Raw genomic sequence first — 16,904 nt, 5'->3', positions numbered from 1 at the left:
GTGCGGCACCGGCGGGTGAAAGTACGAATGGGGCCATTCTGTACCGGCTGTATCAGCTGATACAAGACAAAATTGGGTAATACCCGCATAGAAATCATCATTTGCACTTTAGCTTCATATAGTTAAAAGGAAAATTAATGATGAATACACTATGGATTGCGAAAAATCAGCTGTATATCTAATGCCACACGTTGAAACGGACAAAGGCTATTCACTATTGAGGTGACTAGGGCTTGTAGAAGCAGCTTGGAGCGAAAGCAGGGGAGGTGGCCAGGGCACCGGGCGTGTCCGCGCCAATGACCGGCGGCCATCCGCGATTCGGGCATAGGGTCGATTGATGCTGTGAAGGGTTCGTAGGACATTTCCTTCAAACTCTGGCGAACGCGATGAAGTGGCAGGGGTAACCGGGAACAGCTTTGCTTGGATAACATTCAGACGCTTTTGTCTGACACTGCTATTTGCCGCGAGGAACGTCCGACAATGAACCGTTATCTGCCTATCACCGGAATCGACTGCTGCATCCCTTCGTTATTGATTGACACCCAGGCGCCGCTTGACGTCTTGCACGAAAACGCCGATCACAGGATCAGGCTCGCGACTCAGTTCCTAGAGGCACTTGTTCATCAGGAAGTAGAGTTCGGCAGGCCAATATTGATCCAAGAATTCTCGTCGGTGCTTGTCCTGCTGCTTCGCGAAGGGTGTGATCTGATGGATGTCGTCTGCCGTCGGCTCGCCGATCAACCGGACCTGTGATGCGCAGCGCCGCCGTGATCTGATCGCAAACCTCAGTGATTTGACCGACGCCGGTCGAACGCTGTCACCAATACAGGAAATGCTGCACAGGTACACCTCACGCCTCGCCATGCGGGGCTGAGGACGTAGCGCCGACTTCTATTAAAACGTAAATATTTAGGAGGGAAATATAATAAAAACAGAGGATTAGCGTACTTTTTTGCGAAAAGTAGGATTGTAGTCTAGGGTTCATTATAGTTTACCTTAGGAGTGTGTAAACAATGAACCCTTACAGAATCAAACTCGTGCGGTTCGACGGTGGTGAGCGCTTTCCAGTGCTTTGCCTTCAGCAAGACGGCATGCCCGTGCACAGCGCTAACCTTTGGGTACTGACAGAGTTACGAACGGCGAATTTGTCGACGAGCACACTCCAACAGGCGCTTCGGTCGTTGATGGTGCTGTTCATTGTTTTTGATGAACTAAAGATAGATTTGTCCGCCCGTTTGCGCGACGGCCAGTTTTTAACGGTTGGAGACATAGAAGCTATCGTTGGGGCGTGTAAATTACCAATTACAGCGGGCGACAGAAAAAAAATTGGAAATGGAAAGTTTGTATCGCCATGGTCTACCAGTGGCTTTAGTACGCCAAAAATTCATCCTGGTACTATTGCTATACGGCTTTTATACATTGCCCGTTACCTTGACTGGATTGCGACCGACCACTTACTAAAAACAGGCGCAGGAAACCCACATTTTTCAGGGGTGGAAAAACTCCGTGAACTGGTTTCTACAGCCATAAAGGCTCGCATTCCTTCAGTGCAGCGCTTATCCAATGTTACGCCTCGCGAGGGCCTAACTGAACAAATGGTATCGCTACTGCAACAGGTGGTTGCTCCAGAGTTTGAGCATAATCCGTGGTCTCATGAATTTGTTCGGCAGCGAAACTACTTAATGATTCGCTGGCTATTGTCCTTGGGAGTCAGGAGAGGTGAGTTGCTTGGTGTCAAAATCTCGGATATTAACTTTCAGACCAATGAAGTTTTAATTGCCAGGAGGGCAGACGATCCGGCGGATCCACGGTTGAGACAGCCGAATGCCAAAACAAGCGGTCGATTATTAGCGCTCGACGCAGAGTTGGTAGCGCTCACGCGAGCGTATGTAATGTCCATTCGTCGAAATGTTACAGGCTCGCGTAAGCATGAATATCTTTGGGTAGCCGGTGGCTCAGGAAAACCACTGAGTCTTGCGGCGCTAAATAAAGTATTTATCACTTTACGGCAACACTGTCCGGAACTACCAGAAAACATCTGCCCTCATCTCCTTCGCCATACCTGGAACGATATTTTTTCGGAAGCGGTTGATAGAAGTGATGTGTCGCCGACCATGGAGCAAAAACTGCGGTCACGATTGATGGGGTGGTCCGAAACATCCGGAATGGCGATTGTGTATAACCAGCGTCATATCAAGAAAAAAGCCACCGCTGTGTCCTTGCAAATGCAAAAACAATTGCGTGTGGAGGCTCCTTCCGATGATTAAAAAACCAGGGAAAAACTTCGTAATCGATGGAATTGATTTCTGTCCTTCACTTCCGTCGGTAATTCGTAGCAAAAGCGGTATCGCGTTTGATCCTAACCGGCCTGCTTGGTCGTACCGGGACGGTGTGTATTCGGTTTACATGGGTTTTTCTGGGCTACATTTTTCTGCTGTGCTCATGGCTTCATTCCATCTTACGTTGATTTGGTTCGTTGAAAATAGGGCGCCAAGTACTGTGATGGGTCGCTTTGCGGCTTTAAAAGCATTTGCCTTGCGATTGCAAGAGGGGCGCGTTGAACCGTTGGAAACTATCTGCGGAAATGACGTATTGATACATTGCGATGCCAATGACTTTCAAACACGCGATCTCTTTGCGTTTTTACGCCGATGGCATGCCATGAGCTTGCGGGGTATTCAGGATGATGTGGTGTACGTCCTGGACAGGAAAAAGCTCCGGAAGCGAGAAACCGGAATCGCTGTATTGACGTGGGATCCCGAGTTGGGTCCATTTACTCCAATTGAGCAAGTGGGTATTCAAGATGCCCTGAATGAAGCTTACGGCGCAGGGCGTTTGAGTGAGGACATATACCTGCTGGCATGGTTGTTTATTGCGTTGGGTTCCCGCCCTGTTCAGTTGGCAGCCTTAAAGGTTTGTGATGTTGTGCGCTCGGTGGCTGCGGATGGAACAGAGTCTTTTCTTTTGCTTGTTCCGCGTGCGAAGCAACAAAACGCATTGCTCCGCCAGGAACTCAAGCCGCGAGCGCTGGTGAATCAAATTGGTCGACCGTTGTTTGATTATGCCCGACGCGTCAGTGAGCGCTTTATTGGAGCGTTTCCAGACCCCCAGCAGGCGCCCCTGTTTCCTTTACCCCGGCAGTCACAGTATTTGGCGGACGGGCCAGGATGGGCCAGATACCACCGTACCAGCGAGAATTTACGGAAATTGTTGGTGACCGCGTTGGACAAGCTATCCGTCCGCTCTGAGCGCACGGGGGAAATAGTTAACATCTGTGCCTTGCGCTTTCGGCGTACGTTAGGGACGAATCTTGCGCGTGAAGGGCACGGGGTTTTGGTCATTGCGGACTTGCTTGATCATTCGCGAACTGACTCTGCGGCTGTCAAGTAGCTGCGACACCAGAGCTTGCGATGCGGATTGAAAAGGCGACTGCGCTGTACATGGCGCCTCTGGCTCAAGCTTTTAAAGGTCAACTGATAGCTCATGAGGACAATGCCGTTCGTGGAGCAGACCGCTCCAGCCGAATTATCGATTTGCGTATCGATCAAAGCGCACGGCCAATGGGGTCATGTGGCAGCTTCAGTTTCTGCGGATTATTTGCCCCCGTGGCCTGTTACACCTGTCAGTGTTTTCAACCTTGGTTGGACGGGCCGCATGAGGCGGTCCTGGATTTCTTGCTAGCGGATGCTAAACGCTATCCGGACGGTCGTATCGCGGCGATCAACGATCGAACGCTGCTCGCAGTGGCAGAAGTGGTCCAATTATGTCGCAGCAGAAAGGAGCAGGCTCATGGACGATAGGGTAATCCTGTTTAAGCCCCGAGCAGAGCAGGCGGCTGAGGACAATCTCAGGGACTTCGTTACCCTCGCCAGAGAGTCTCTGACGGCTTTTGGCAGTGAGTTGGTCTTTGATGCGGACAGTTGGGATGTCACCAATTTTGTTCGATTGAAACGACGTAATTCTTGTTCAAGCATGCGATTTCATGGATTCCCCAGTGGACGAGGGCAAAAGGATTCCTGTTGCTTGCCTCAGCCTTACAAAGACTTTGCCAAAGCCTACTGCCGTTATGATTATTCGTTGTGCGCGTATACAACCGTCAGTTCACGATTGGCCGCGCTCCGCTCCCTCGCTGTAGCTCTGGAAGAAACGGAGAGTTGTGTCACACCTATTAAGGCAAGTCTGGCGCATTTTAATCGTGCGTGCGCGATACTAAACGAACGCTACCAAGCCTCTGCCGCATTTTTTGCCGGGGCAGAACTCAAACGCATTTCGCAGTTCCTGGTGGAGCATCAACTCTGTACGCTGCCTCTTCAATGGCAAAATCCACTTCGGGCACCAGCGAACTTTGTGCGCAGTGTTGGCCCAGAGTTTGATGCGTCGCGCCGGGCCCGTCTGCCCTCGTCAGCTTCGTTAGAAGCGATTGCCGAAATTTTCAGAACCGCCGAGAAGCCAGGCGATATTTTTACCTCCAGTGTCTGTGCGTTGCTTGCGTCGGCGCCGAGCCGCATTAATGAGGTGATGTCCATTTCAAACCAGTGTGAAGTCGAGGAGTTCGATCCAAAAGCAAATCAACAACTGTATGGATTGCGCTGGCGGCCTTCAAAGGGTGGTAAGGCACAAGTCAAATGGGTGGTGCAATCCACGGCCAGTGTTGCCCGCGAGGCGGTGAGTAAGCTCAGGTCCATTTCCACGCCAGCGCGGGAAGTGGCACGGTGGTATGAGCAGCACCCTGATGCGATGTATTTGCCAACGGAGCTGGAGGCGTTACGGGGGCGGTCGTTAATTAGTTCAGAACAGGTGGGCGCGATTGTTTTTCTCGCCCCACCCCCCAATGGCAATCAAACCGCGCAAGGGGCGGGGTGGTGCAGAAAGCAGGGGATTTTTGAACATATTCCATATGACCCACAGCAGAGACATGCTCCGAGGTTTTTGTTCGCGGACGTTGAGCGAGTAATCCTTTCGATGCTGCCAGCTAACTTCCCGCTGGCAGATCAGAAGAACAACCTGAAGTACAGTGAAGCGCTTTGCTTGACACGGCTGAATGAGCTAACCGAGCTGTGGGGAACGTACCGTGGGGTAATCGTCTTGCCAGACACCGCTTATACTCAGAAGCAACTAGGTAGTACTCGAACTTTTCTCAATATTTTCGAACGGTTCGGTTATCGTGAGTTAGATGGCAGTCCAATGAATATCACGACGCATCAATTTCGCCATTTTTTAAATACCGTGGCACAGATGGGCGGATTATCGCAACTCGACATCGCCAAATGGAGCGGTCGCGCCAAACTCGGACAAAACAAGTGCTATGACCATCAGTCCGATAGGGATGTGTTGGCGCTCGCGAGGTCCGCTTTGGGTGACCCGGAAAAGTCGGCAGGTCATGTGGCAGGTATCCCTCCAAGTAGTTTGATCTCGCGGGATCAGTTTGCGACGCTGAAGATCATGACCGCCCATACAACGGATTTGAGGTATTGCCTGCACGATTTTTCCATGTTGCCTTGCCAACTCCATCGAGATTGCCCCAATTGTGATGAGCATGTATGCATCAAAGGTGATGTGGTTCGAGAGCAGGCTATACGCCAGTATCGTCAGGAAACCCAGGCCCTCCTCGCAAAAGCGTTAGAAGCGCTGGGCGAGGAGGAGTTTGGTGCCAACCGTTGGGTCGAGCACCAGACACTGACCCTTAAACGACTGGATGAACTGTGTGCCATTTTTGAGGACTCTTCCGTTGCCGCAAATGCAATTATCCAGCCGCGTGGGATCGTCCCAGCGTCAAGGCTGGAACAGTTGCTGACCCACCATAAAATATTGAACAAGCGTAATTTGCCGGGACCAGACACTGAAGATCCAGATGTGCCATGCATAGAGGCTGAGGACCTGTAATGTCTCGTTCGAGAAATCTAACCCCAGATGCTATAGAGCAGATCGTGTCGATCCTGGATGGTTGGTCTGGAAAACTGACGTGGGACCTGCTGATCTTAAGCGTCGCTCGCCGTTTACGAGGAACCTACACGCGCCAGACTCTGCATAAACATGAGCGGATTCGGCGTGCGTTCATACTGCGTAAGCAAACACTCTCAACCACAGTAGGAGTGAAGAAGGCCAGCAGTCCTGAATTACAAGTTGCAAACGAGCGAATTGCTCGTTTGGAAGCGGAGAATCAACGTCTGCGGATGGAGAATGATCGATTGCTCGAGCAGTTTGTACGCTGGGCTTATAACGCTTACATTCGGGGCTTGGATGAACAGTTTCTTTCCCGCCCTCTGCCCATCATCAATCGACAGCAGACACCCTAGGGGTTGTTCCCGTTTCGATCTAAGCCATTGATATATAAGAACAAGCTCGTATCGTTATAGCTCTCACACAACACCAATACGAGCTTGCAATGCCCCGATTACTGCTCAGTGATGAGCACTGGTCGAAGCTGCGGGAAATTCTGCTGCACAAGGCCATCTACAACAAGCGTGATCTACGGATGACCGTCGAAGGCATGCTGTATCGCATGCGCACAGGATGCCCCTGGAGAGACTTGCCCGAGGCATTCGGAAGCTGGAGCAAAGTCTACAAGCGTTTCAATGCCTGGTCCGCGTCAGGTAAGTGGCTCAAGGTTTTTCAGGCGCTGGTGACTGAACCGGACATGGAATGGGTTTTCATCGATGGCAGCTATGCCAAGGCCCACCAGCACAGTGCAGGTGCTGCCAGTAGCAAGGATGAGGCCATAGGGAAAAGCCGAGCAGGCAACACCAGCAAGATCCACTTGGCTGTAGATGCCTACGGGCTACCAGTCGTGTTTGAAATCACTGGAGGCCAGATCAACGATCTGCACACAGGCGTCTGCGTTGATTGCCAGGGTTCCCACTGCTGAAACGATCATTGCGGACAAAGGTTATGACAGTGAGGCCATACGCGAACAGGTTGAACAACAAGGTGCCAAAGCCGTGATTCCGAGAAAACGCAACTCAGTGAAAGGCAATGCGGATCTGGATAAAGAGCTTTACCGCAACCGGCACCTGGTAGAAAACGCTTTTGCCCGGCTGAAGCACTATCGAGCGGTCGCATCGCGCTTCGACAAACTCAAGAGAAATTACGAAAGCGTGGTGGCTATGGCTTGTGCCTTCCTCTGGTTACCCATGTGAAACGGGAACAGCCCCTAGGGTCTGTTGCCGTTTCATCTCAAGCCATTGATCTATAAGAGCAAACTCGTATCGTTAAAGCTCTCACACGACAGATTCTCACTCAAACCCGCGCATTGAAGATTAGTTGGGCTTTTGAAAGCTGCCACTGCACGGCTGGGAGTACAGGCCCAGCCGTGAGGAAACGCTCGACAATGCCGGGCGTTTGTTCTTCAGGTCCGTACTCAGAAGCGGTAGTTGGTGCTCAGCTCCAGCGTCCGTGGTGCGCCGGGTGTGATCAGATCCACCGAGCCATGCGCCGAAGCGTAATAGTCCTTGTCGAAGACATTGCGCAGACGCAGGGCCATGTCCCATTTCGGCTGGTTGTAGAGCAACGCTGCGTCCACGGTGGTGTAGGCCGGCATGACCACTTGGTTATCCAAGGCGGTGTAACGGTCATCGACATAGTTCGCCCCCATGCCTACACGCCACTCCTGTGTCAAAGAACGTACCAACCACAAATTGGCACTGTGGCGCGGGGTCAAGGTCGGAGTCTGGCCTTCGTTGGCGATACCGTTGGTACGGCTGTTGGACTTGGTGATCTCGGCATCCAGATAGGCGTAACCGGCATATACCTGCCATTTTTCGCTCAACTGCCCACTGGCGGTCAGTTCGAGACCATCAGTACGCTGCTCTCCCGCAAGCACCAGTTTGGTCGGGTTCGCCGGATCGGTGGTTTTCATGTTGGTGCGTTCCAGCCGGAACAGCGCCGCCGTCAACGCCAGGCGATTGTCGAGCAGGTCCCATTTGCCGCCGATCTCGAAGTTGGTGGTTTCCTCCGGCTCAAGGTCCTGGTTCGTCGTGCTCAGAGCGAACATTTCGGCAGAGGGCTGGTAGGAACGGCTCACCGAGACGTAATAGGACTGCACATGATCAGGCTGGTAGACCAGACCGACTCGCGGACTCCAGGTAGTGTCGGTGCGGGAGAGTTCCTTGTTCGTCAGGTCATCGGCGTATTCCTGGTCAAACACGTCATAACGCACTCCCAGCAGAGCTTTCCACTGCGGCGCCAGTTCGATCAGGTCCTGCACGTAGAACCCGGCAGTGTCCTGAGTATTGGTGCCCTTGGCGGTTTGCCGGTTGGCCTGGAACGGCACGTCGACCAAAGCATCGCGGTACACCGGCACCCTTGCCACGTTGGGTTGGCTGAACACGGACTGGTCCTTCACCTGGCGCCCCAGCTCCACACCATAGAGCAGGTTATGGTTCATCCCGGCGAGCACGGCGCGCTGCTTGAGTTCGGTCTGGTTGAACCAACCGTCTTCCTTGCGCTGCACGTTGCCGCGGTTGAGTTTTACCAGCAATTCGCCGTTGGCGGCGGTAACGAAACGCGTTGGACTGGAGTCCGCGAGCGTATTGTTGCGATCCAGGTCGTAGTGGTAGTAGCGGCTGGTGTTGCTCAGGGTGAAGTCGTCATTGATGCTGTAATCGACGCCGGCCGTGAACGAGAACACTTCGCTGCGGGTGTAATCGTCATCTGGATCAGCGGAACCGAAACGCTTATCGCGGTCCACATCGACTGGACGGTCGCCTCGTGCTGGGATACCGAAGTCGATCAGGCGCTTGTCATACAGATAGGTAGCGCCCAGGTTCAGTTCCAGATCGTCGGAGAGCTTGAAGTAGGCCGAAGGCGCGATGGCCTTGCGGTCGATGTAGCCGTCATCCCGGAAGGTGTCGCTGTTCTCCAGCGCCCCTGTCACACGAAAGGCTTTATCGCCCTGTTGCTGATCGGCCCAACCGGCATCGAACTGAGTGCGCTTTTTGCCCTCGCTGTCGACACTGACACCGACCTCCTGCTTGGGCGTGAAGTTGGGCTTCTTGCTGATGCTGTTGATCAGACCGCCCGAAGAGCCTCGGCCATAGAGTACTGCGGCCGGCCCCTTGATCACTTCCACCCGCTCGACGTTGGACAGATCACGGAAGTACAGCGCATCGTCACGAATGCCGTCGACGTACATGTCGCCAATGGCGCTGAAACCACGGATGGTGACTTGATCGCGCTGGCCATCGCCATTGGACAGGCCGATACCGGGGACATTCTTCAGCACGTCTTCCATCGACTGAGCCCCCTGATCCTTGATAACGCTCTGGGGAATTACGTTGACGGTTTGCGGGATATCTCGTAGAGGGGCATCGATCTTCAGCGCGCTCCTGCTCTCGGTCGACATGTAGCTCTGCTCGCTGTACTCACTGTTCACAGCGGTTGCCGGTAGGGTTAGAGCAGACTCCGTTTCTGCCTGTAAATCAGGTACAACCAGAACGCCCAGCAACGACAGAGAGACTGGGTAAATGCGCGATCGAGCCACCATGAACACCTTTTGTATGAATTATCGCGCAGATGATAACGATTATCTTTTGTAAGTAAATACATATCATTCTGATTCAAGCCATTGGCACGACTCGGAACGACCGTCTCAACTTAATAGGTGGCCGACAGGAGCGCTCCCTCCAACTTGCTTGGTTGAAGGACTGCAATCATCCCATCTGGACGAGCCCTCTGAAAGACAGGACACCGTTTCCCCCCCCCTTAACATAAGGGATAGGCAAACTGTAGTGGTCCGAAGAGTTTGAAGGACACATCGGACAAGCAGCCACAGATACGGGAAGGGCAGCACAGAGGCTGACAATAGCGTGGAATCAGCCCTCGATAAAAACCTTCAACGGCGGTTCGTGCATCAGGAAGTTCTGGTGCGAGATGTTCCAGGCATAGGCGCCCGCGAGAGTGAATACTAGCAGGTCACCAATCGCTAGCTGCGCCACTGGTTGTTGTCTGGCAAGGACGTCTTTTGGTGTACACAACTGGCCCACCAGCGTCACGGACTGATCACTGATTTGTGCCGGCTGCGAGCCTCGTAGTACCGTGAACGGATGATTGTGGCCTTGAGCCGCAGGCGTGCGAAAGTGATGGGTACCGCCACGTCCGATGGCAAAAATCTCGCCGTGACTGCTTTTGATGTCCAGCACCTGCATGACGTAGTAACCACAGGCAGCGCTGATGAAGCGGCCGATCTCGAAACGTATGCGGGTCGCGCCCATGTCGTATTCATTGATCAACCCCTGCAGGCCCTGACAAAACCGTGGCCAGTCGAATGACCTGGCCGCGTCCTGATAGTTGATGCCCATCCCTCCGCCGACATTCAGTAGCGGCAGTTGCAGGTCGTGGTCGGCGCACAGCTGGCGGAAGGTCAGGAAGTAGCTGCGAATCAATTCAAGGTGCGCGTCGACATCCAGCTGGTGCGACAACAGATGAAAATGCAGTCCCTTGAGCTCTAGGGACGGCTCTTCGCGCAGCAATTGCAGGGCGCTTGCAAGGCCTTCTTCATCCAGACCGAACGGCGTGGGTTTGCCACCCATGACCAATCGGCTCTGCGGTGTCTGGGCCAGCTTCAGATTCAGCCGCAGCATCACCGGAGCCCGCACACCGCGTTCGCGGGCGATGCGCGCCAGACTGCGCAGTTCGGTCACGCTCTCCACGTGAAACGCCGAAATCCGGTACTGCAGGGCGATATCCAGTTCGCGATCGAGTTTGCCAGGGCCACCAAAGATCAGCGGCTGGTCGGGGCACTGTTCATGCAGCCACGTCAGCTCGCCGCCGGAGGCCGCCTCGAATCCGTCTACCCACGGCGCCAGGGTTTTCAGCACCAGGGCTTCCGGGTTGGCCTTGGCGGCGTAGAACAATTCGCAGTTTTCGGGCAGTACCTGACGCATTGCCTTTACGTGCCGTTCAAGGGCAGGCAGGTCGTAGACGTAGGCGCACAATGGCGCGTCGTGTTCAGTCTTGAGCTGCTCGATGCGTTGGGTGACGGAGGCAGGAAGGCTCATGCGTGTTTCCTCTTTTCAGTCATCGTCAGCGGGCTGGGCAGTAACGTGTAATCGGCCTCGCGGTCGGCGCGCATCATCAGGCGCGTCATGAAATTTTCCTTGCTTGGGAAGGGCGCGCCGGCGCACAACTCACGCAGTTCTGTCGGATGGCCCAGACGCGTGGATTGCGCGTGCAGCAGGTCGCCGATTCGGTCCCACAATTGTTGTTCCAGCATGCCGCTGCCGTTGGCCAGATGGAAGATCGCTTCGCCGAGATTGTTCACCAGTGCGCAGTAGCCCACTCGTTGCCAGGCCTTTTGCGCGCTGTAGTACACCGAGCTGCGGGTGCGTTCATCCAGCGCACTCAGGCGTTCAGCGGGCCAGATTTCAGGGACCAGCTTGGTACCTTCCAGATCGCGAATCCAGACCTGACTGGGCAGGCCGTTTTCAGCGAAGCCGATGACCGTGTTCTGCAAATGCGGCTCCAGCGCCACGCCCTGACGGAATAGGCAATACAGCACACCGCCGAGCATCTGACCGGCATAGGCATCGAGCCAGTTCAGCGTGGCTTGCTCAATGGTCAAGCCGGTGTTGTCGGCGTAGCGCTGTACCTGTGGGCGGCAGACACTGCGACCTTGTTGATCCCAGGTAAACAGCGCCATTGCCACTTGCGGCTGATAACGCTCGCGTTCGGCGACGGAAAGGTTTTCCCGGTAAACGATACCGAAACATTCGGTGACTTCGCGGGCCTCCTCCAGCGTACCCAGGGCGCTGAGGTCCAGGCTGGTGGCGCAGGGTTCGGGCATCAACATGAAGCCCGGTTGTTGCGTCGCCAACTCGCTCATGATGGGGCCGAGCAGGTGAGTGAGGGCGACGGCGCTGTCGAGTTCATACCAAGCGTTCTTGCGCACGCAGTTGGTCAGGCGCACGTGCATCGAGAACTTCATGAAGTAGGCCATCTGCGGATGGTAGAGCGTGCGCACAGACGACGTCGGGTACATGGCCTGACCCAGGGGGCCGAGGTAGGTGATCAAACCCTGTTGTTGCGCCCGTTGCACCAGCGGGTCAGCAAGCACGCGGGCGACTTCCCAAGGGTGGCACGGATAGGCGCCCTCACGCCCCGACAGTTGGCGTAGCGTGCTGCGCGGATCCTCGCCCTGATGACGAATCAGCGTCGGATCAACCTTGAACCAGTGCAACTGAAAGCGCGCCCCAACTTCCGGCGAGCAGGTCAGCAAATCGTCATGGGAGATGCCCTCGCGACTTTTCGGTGTCGGATGCAGGGCATGGCCCCACAGCTGATGTTGCTCGGACGCCAGCAGGCTGTCGGCTGCTTGGTTGGCCGGGCGTGAATGCCGCAGAAAGGTACGGGTGATCTGCAGGCTGTTACCGATCTGTTGCAGCATCTCGCCGACGCGGTCGGCTCCACTCAGCGGGGTACAGAGCAGGCGCGCCAGTTCGTGGGCGTCCAACGGTCGCCAGCTCTGGTTATTGCCTTTGAAGTAGGGGGCGCTGATGTAGTGGCAGCGGCCCAGAAGACTGGCGCGGTCGATGCGTACGATCAACCGGCCACTGGGCAGGCGAATGCTGATGCAACGACTGTTGGCTTGGCGCAGGCTCATCGGCAAATCCTGTGCTTGATCGTTCAGGTTCACTTCGTTGCGGGGCAATGCGTATTCGCGCAAATAGCAATTGAGCAGGCACTCGATGGCATGTCGTTGGGCTTCGCCATCGAGGGCATGGTCATGCTGGGATACGGTGTTCAGCGATGCGGTATTCAGAGCGAAAGTCATGCCGGAATCTCCCGGGAAGTCATCAATAGAGGGCGGGCGAGCACCATGGCCGCTATGGCCGCCAGGCACGCAACGAGAAAGGGGGACGCGATGCCGCAGGTCTGACTGACCAGAGCGGCAGTGACCCCGGCAGCAGTGCCGGCCCATTTGCCACTGGAGTCGAACCAGCCAAACAGGCGGCCGGCGCTGCCTTGGCGGCTGCGCTGGCTCAGACAGCGGTGCAGCCCGACAAAACTCAGCAACATGCCGGCCCCGCTGAGTAGACGCAGAGCGAACAGCGGCTCGGCCTGCACGCTCCAGAATTGCAACGCGTTACTGATTGCCAGCAGCGCCAGCCCCGGCAACAGCAGGTTGCCCTGATGCTTCTGAGCCCAGGGTAGGGCCAGCAGGTAAACCAGATGCGGCAGGCTGTAGAGCACGCCGATCAAGGCATCGTTGCCAATTTTCAGTTGTTCGCCGAAGGGCACGAAATAGGGAAAGGTGACGACCATCGCGAAGCTGAACAGAAACTGCACCGCCATCAGCCGCGGCATGTCTTCAGGCAGTTCGCCCAAGGCCACGGCTTTCTTGCTGCTCAAGGCATGTTTGGGGGCGTCCTTGGGCAGCGGCAGGACGAGCACAAACGCCAGCAGCGGTAACCAGGCCAGATAGCGATACAGGCTTAATCCCAAACCCTGTGAGGTCAGCAGCCCCAACAGGATTGGGCCACTGATCATCGCCAGACGTGCTGAATACTGCGTCCAGTTCAGGGCGCGGGACAGATCGCCTTCCTTGAACTGAGTCGACAGGTAGGCGTTGGACGCCGCCATCGCGCCGCCGAAGGTGCCCTGGATGATCAATGCCAGGACGAACACCGGCAGATTGGGGCTGAAGCCTGCCAGCAGGAAGCCCGCGAACAGTCCGGCATGCGCACGCAGCAACGACAAGCGACAACCGTTGCGATCGGCCCAGCGTCCCCAGATCGGCGCCGCCAGTGCGGTGCAGAGTGTCGGCAGTACGAACAGCACCCCGATGGCCCAGCCTGGTGTGTCAGGTGCGAGGTCGGCGAGGATGCGCGGCAAGTACAACGGAATACCCAGCGCCGTGAAAGCCGACAGGTAATGCCCCAGCAGAACGCTGGTGATCAGACTCCGTTGCATGGAGCATCCTCCAGCAGGAAGTTCGCCGCGCTGTAGCCATAGAACTTGTTGATGTCGCTGGCACCGGAATGCGCCTTGCTGAACAGGCTGCCGGCGCTGAGCAGGTATTTCACCGGCAGTTTCGGGCTGTCGAGCAGCCATTGACGCGCGTCGTCACAGTCGATGCCTTCTGCTTCGAGATGTTGCAGACAGGTCATGAGACGCTGACGCAGCGTGCCGTACAGACCGGATCGAGAGGCCAGGCCTGCGGTCGCTATCGCTTCCAGGATCGCAACAATATTCAGCTGCAAGGTGATGGTGCAGAACATCTCGGCCAACGGTTGGCTGCTGTCGACGCGAATGCGCTCGTCCTGCAAGACTGCCGGCAGATCAGCGAGATCCGGGCACGCATGGGTGAAGCGCTGAGGCCACAGGCGAGCGGCGTCGTTGTCCTTCATCAGCAGGCGCAATGGCTGACCTTGTTCGAACATCAAGACGGCGTTCTGCTGGTTGGCCTCCAGCGCGATGCCGTAATGCAGCCACAACCGCAGATGGACCTGCAGCAGCAGATCGAGATAATCGTCCAGCCAGTGTTGCAACGAACCTGCGTAGAAGCGCTCGGCCAACTGTTCGAGGAAAAGGCGTCCATCGGCAAGCGGACTGGCCAACGCGGCGACAGGTACGAGTGTGGTGTTCTCAAGACCCGTCGGGTAACGGCGCACGATATAGGCTAGGTGACGACTTTCGTCGGCATGACCACCGTGTTTTTCGTCAACGTGCAGATAACGTGACGCCAGTGCCGGATCGCGCTCGGTCAAGGCCTGCAGGGTGGTCTGGAACCAGTGACCGTCGTATAGGGTGCTGGGCTTGATCAGGCGCAAATTGCGCGCACCGAGCGTGCTGACTAACAACGGTAGTTTGATGTGCCACTGAGGTTGATTGATGCAGACCACCGTGCGCACGGACAGCGTAGGTTCGACCTGCATGGCCGAACGTGGAGCCTTGAGCGTTCCTTCAGGCAGGCCGTATTGCTCCAGTTCGCCCCATGTCAGCGGGTGTACTGGCAGTAATGAATGGCTGTTTTGCAAGGTCGGTGACAAGCCGACGTCCTCGAAGTCCGGCCAGTGCAGCGGCTGTGGGCTGGTCAGGGTCAGGGCGTTGTTGGGAATCGCCAGCCAGTTGAGTTCGAAGCGCGGCGCAAACTCCGGCGCGTAGCCTTTGAGCGCGGCGGCATCGAAGCCGCTTTTGGCCCGCGCCGTTGGATAAAACGGGTGATCCAGGTAGCTCGCCAGTTGATCGATCTTCAGCAGCCTCTGCGACCAGTCTTTCAGGGCAGTCACGTCGCTCAGCGCAGGGCCATGCTGGCGATACGCCTGATTGCACAGGGTCCGGTGTTCGGTCGCGCAATCCGCTTCTTTCAGGTACGCCGCGAACAGCGTCAGACTTTCTTCGTCCAGACCGTGGCTCAGGTGGCCCAGCCAGAGCCCGTAGCCGTGTTGAACCGCGCCGTGGCTTTGCGGCGACACTTTGATCCAGGCGTCGCCTGTACCGATCCAGTCCTGCAACGGATACGCCTTGACCACCGGCAGCCATAGTTCGTCGGCGCCCAGATGGGCGATTCGCAGCCAGCTTGCGTCGGGCTGATGCTGCAAGTGTTGACTCAGTTCTTCCGGCAGCCGACAAATCTGTCCTGTGCTGACGATCCCTCGGATGTCCTCGCGCAGGCAGCAATCGATGATGCGTCGAGTAATGAACGCCTGATCCGCGGCGTCCGGATACAGGCTCATGCCATCACCCACTTCAGGTCGTTCAGAGTCGAATTCAGTTGCGCTTCGAGGCTCACCTCATCCGGCGCGATCAGTCTCAGTACGCCGACGTAGTCCTTGTTGGAATGGCTGATGGTCACGGTGTCGCCGGTGTTGTGAAGTGCGCGGTAATCGCACCAATGGCCCTCACGTTCGACGTTGAAGCTGGCGCTGGCCTGATCCAGACGCCCCGAGCGGTCGACCACAAGGTAATGAACGGTTGCTTCGGCTTGCGCCGGTTGCGCGTCGATCAGGCTGTCTCCCAAATACAAAGCGACGATGCGGTCGAACCAACCCTGTGGCAGCAGCCGATCAAGCAGGAACTCGCGACCATCGCCGATGCTGCGATAGTTGATCTCAACCAGTACCGGGCCTTGGGCGGTCAGAATGAACTCGCTGTGGCAAACCCCGAAATTGACCCCGAACGCGGCCACTTGAGCCAGCGCGCCGGCGCGCTGCGCGCGGCTGAGTTGTCCATTCCAGCGTGCGGCGAGTTCTACGAAATGCGGCGGTGCTGAAAGGGTGACGTCGAAGCCACCGATGGCTTGCAGGTTGCGCCCGTCGCCCAGTGTCTCGAGGGTGAATAAAGGACCTTCCATGTACGCCTCCAGCAACAACGCCCGGTCCGGTTGCTGCTGCCAGAACTGTTTGCAGTAAACGGCCAGATCGGCGGCGTTGTGACACAGTCTGACGTCCAGGCTGGCGACGCCTTCACGAGGCTTGGCGACCACCGGCCATGGCGCATCGGTCGGCAGTTTGGAATTCGATGTAATCACCTGGAACCATGGGCCGGGCAAGCCGAGACGTTGCATGCGCTCGCGCATGGCCGCCTTGTTCTTTGCCGCATAGCACAGTCGCCAGTCCTTGCCGGGGCATTCGAATATCTCGGCCACCATTGCTGTCGCGGTCTGCAGGTGATCGCTGTTGGAGAACACTGCGGCGGGGCGCAAACCCTGGCTGTTGAGTGTCTCGACGACCGCTAGCGGATTGAACACATCACATTCGATAACGTGCAGCTCATCCGGCGAAATGTGCGAGGTGGCGAGCAGGCGCCGGTGTTCCTGAGCGTGGTCGGTGATCACCACGATCGGCAACCCGCGTTTGTGCGCGGCAGGCAGGAAACCCTCAAGAATGGCAGGGTGGGCGACGTGGGCAAGAATGACGAATGGGCGTTGCATGGCAGTTTCCTGGGGGCAGCAGTTGCCCGTCCCGGAG

Annotated in this window: 13 protein-coding genes; 7 read left to right on the top strand and 6 right to left on the bottom strand. The window is 56.2% G+C overall.

Translation table 11 applies throughout. The features are described 5' to 3' along the window. Positions 1-480 precede the first annotated feature (480 nt). The 7 genes from ACA051_RS31400 (at position 481) to ACA051_RS31370 (ending at position 7,136) form a co-directional block, all read left to right on the top strand. On the top strand, positions 481-753 hold the full coding sequence (locus ACA051_RS31400; RefSeq protein WP_497375842.1) for a hypothetical protein: 273 nt from the start codon (positions 481-483) through the stop codon (positions 751-753). Between the two features lie 260 nt (positions 754-1,013). Further along, positions 1,014-2,267 (top strand): tyrosine-type recombinase/integrase, encoded by a 1,254-nt coding sequence (locus ACA051_RS31395; RefSeq protein WP_497375841.1) that lies wholly within the window; start codon positions 1,014-1,016, stop codon positions 2,265-2,267. Further along, on the top strand, positions 2,260-3,390 hold the full coding sequence (locus tag ACA051_RS31390; RefSeq protein WP_497375840.1) for a hypothetical protein: 1,131 nt from the start codon (positions 2,260-2,262) through the stop codon (positions 3,388-3,390). Before ACA051_RS31395 ends, ACA051_RS31390 begins: the two co-directional genes overlap by 8 nt. A gap of 20 nt (positions 3,391-3,410) precedes the next feature. Next, a complete protein-coding gene (locus ACA051_RS31385) occupies positions 3,411-3,800 on the top strand; it encodes a hypothetical protein (protein ID WP_497375839.1) in 390 nt (129 codons plus the stop codon). Then, positions 3,790-5,883, top strand: a complete 2,094-nt coding sequence (locus ACA051_RS31380; protein WP_497375838.1) for an integrase — start codon at positions 3,790-3,792, stop codon at positions 5,881-5,883. Before ACA051_RS31385 ends, ACA051_RS31380 begins: the two co-directional genes overlap by 11 nt. Before the next feature lie 44 nt (positions 5,884-5,927). Further along, positions 5,928-6,296: a hypothetical protein gene (locus tag ACA051_RS31375; RefSeq protein WP_232860026.1), complete on the top strand. Its 369-nt coding sequence runs from the start codon at positions 5,928-5,930 to the stop codon at positions 6,294-6,296. Between the two features lie 89 nt (positions 6,297-6,385). Then, positions 6,386-7,136, top strand: a protein-coding gene (locus tag ACA051_RS31370) for an IS5 family transposase (protein WP_497375776.1) whose coding sequence is annotated in 2 segments (ribosomal slippage) — positions 6,386-6,820 and positions 6,822-7,136 — 750 coding nt in all. Because the reading frame shifts where the segments join, the coding sequence is not laid out codon by codon here. A gap of 221 nt (positions 7,137-7,357) precedes the next feature. On the opposite strand, the gene ACA051_RS31365 is transcribed toward ACA051_RS31370, so the two are convergent. From ACA051_RS31365 to ACA051_RS31340, 6 genes are all read right to left on the bottom strand, one after another. Next, positions 7,358-9,481 carry a TonB-dependent receptor gene (locus tag ACA051_RS31365; RefSeq protein WP_032861799.1) on the bottom strand — a complete coding sequence of 708 codons (2,124 nt, stop codon included), beginning with the start codon at positions 9,479-9,481 and terminating at the stop codon, positions 7,358-7,360. 328 nt (positions 9,482-9,809) lie between these two features. Beyond that, positions 9,810-10,994, bottom strand: a complete 1,185-nt coding sequence (locus tag ACA051_RS31360; protein ID WP_497375835.1) for a type III PLP-dependent enzyme — start codon at positions 10,992-10,994, stop codon at positions 9,810-9,812. Next, positions 10,991-12,739, bottom strand: a complete 1,749-nt coding sequence (locus ACA051_RS31355) for an IucA/IucC family protein (RefSeq protein WP_032861965.1) — start codon at positions 12,737-12,739, stop codon at positions 10,991-10,993. Before ACA051_RS31355 ends, ACA051_RS31360 begins: the two co-directional genes overlap by 4 nt. Before the next feature lie 23 nt (positions 12,740-12,762). Beyond that, entirely contained in the window at positions 12,763-13,905 is a 1,143-nt protein-coding gene (locus ACA051_RS31350; RefSeq protein WP_032861801.1) for an MFS transporter, read from the bottom strand. Continuing rightward, entirely contained in the window at positions 13,890-15,671 is a 1,782-nt protein-coding gene (locus ACA051_RS31345) for an IucA/IucC family protein (protein ID WP_497375833.1), read from the bottom strand. The genes ACA051_RS31350 and ACA051_RS31345 overlap by 16 nt, the downstream gene beginning before the upstream one ends. Further along, complete coding sequence (locus ACA051_RS31340) at positions 15,668-16,867, bottom strand: ATP-grasp domain-containing protein (protein ID WP_032861802.1); 1,200 nt, start codon at positions 16,865-16,867, stop codon at positions 15,668-15,670. Before ACA051_RS31340 ends, ACA051_RS31345 begins: the two co-directional genes overlap by 4 nt. Positions 16,868-16,904 lie beyond the last annotated feature (37 nt).

The sequence above is a fragment of the Pseudomonas sp. LBUM1669 genome (genome assembly GCF_059695705.1).
This window is presented reverse-complemented; position numbering and strand designations above follow the sequence as displayed.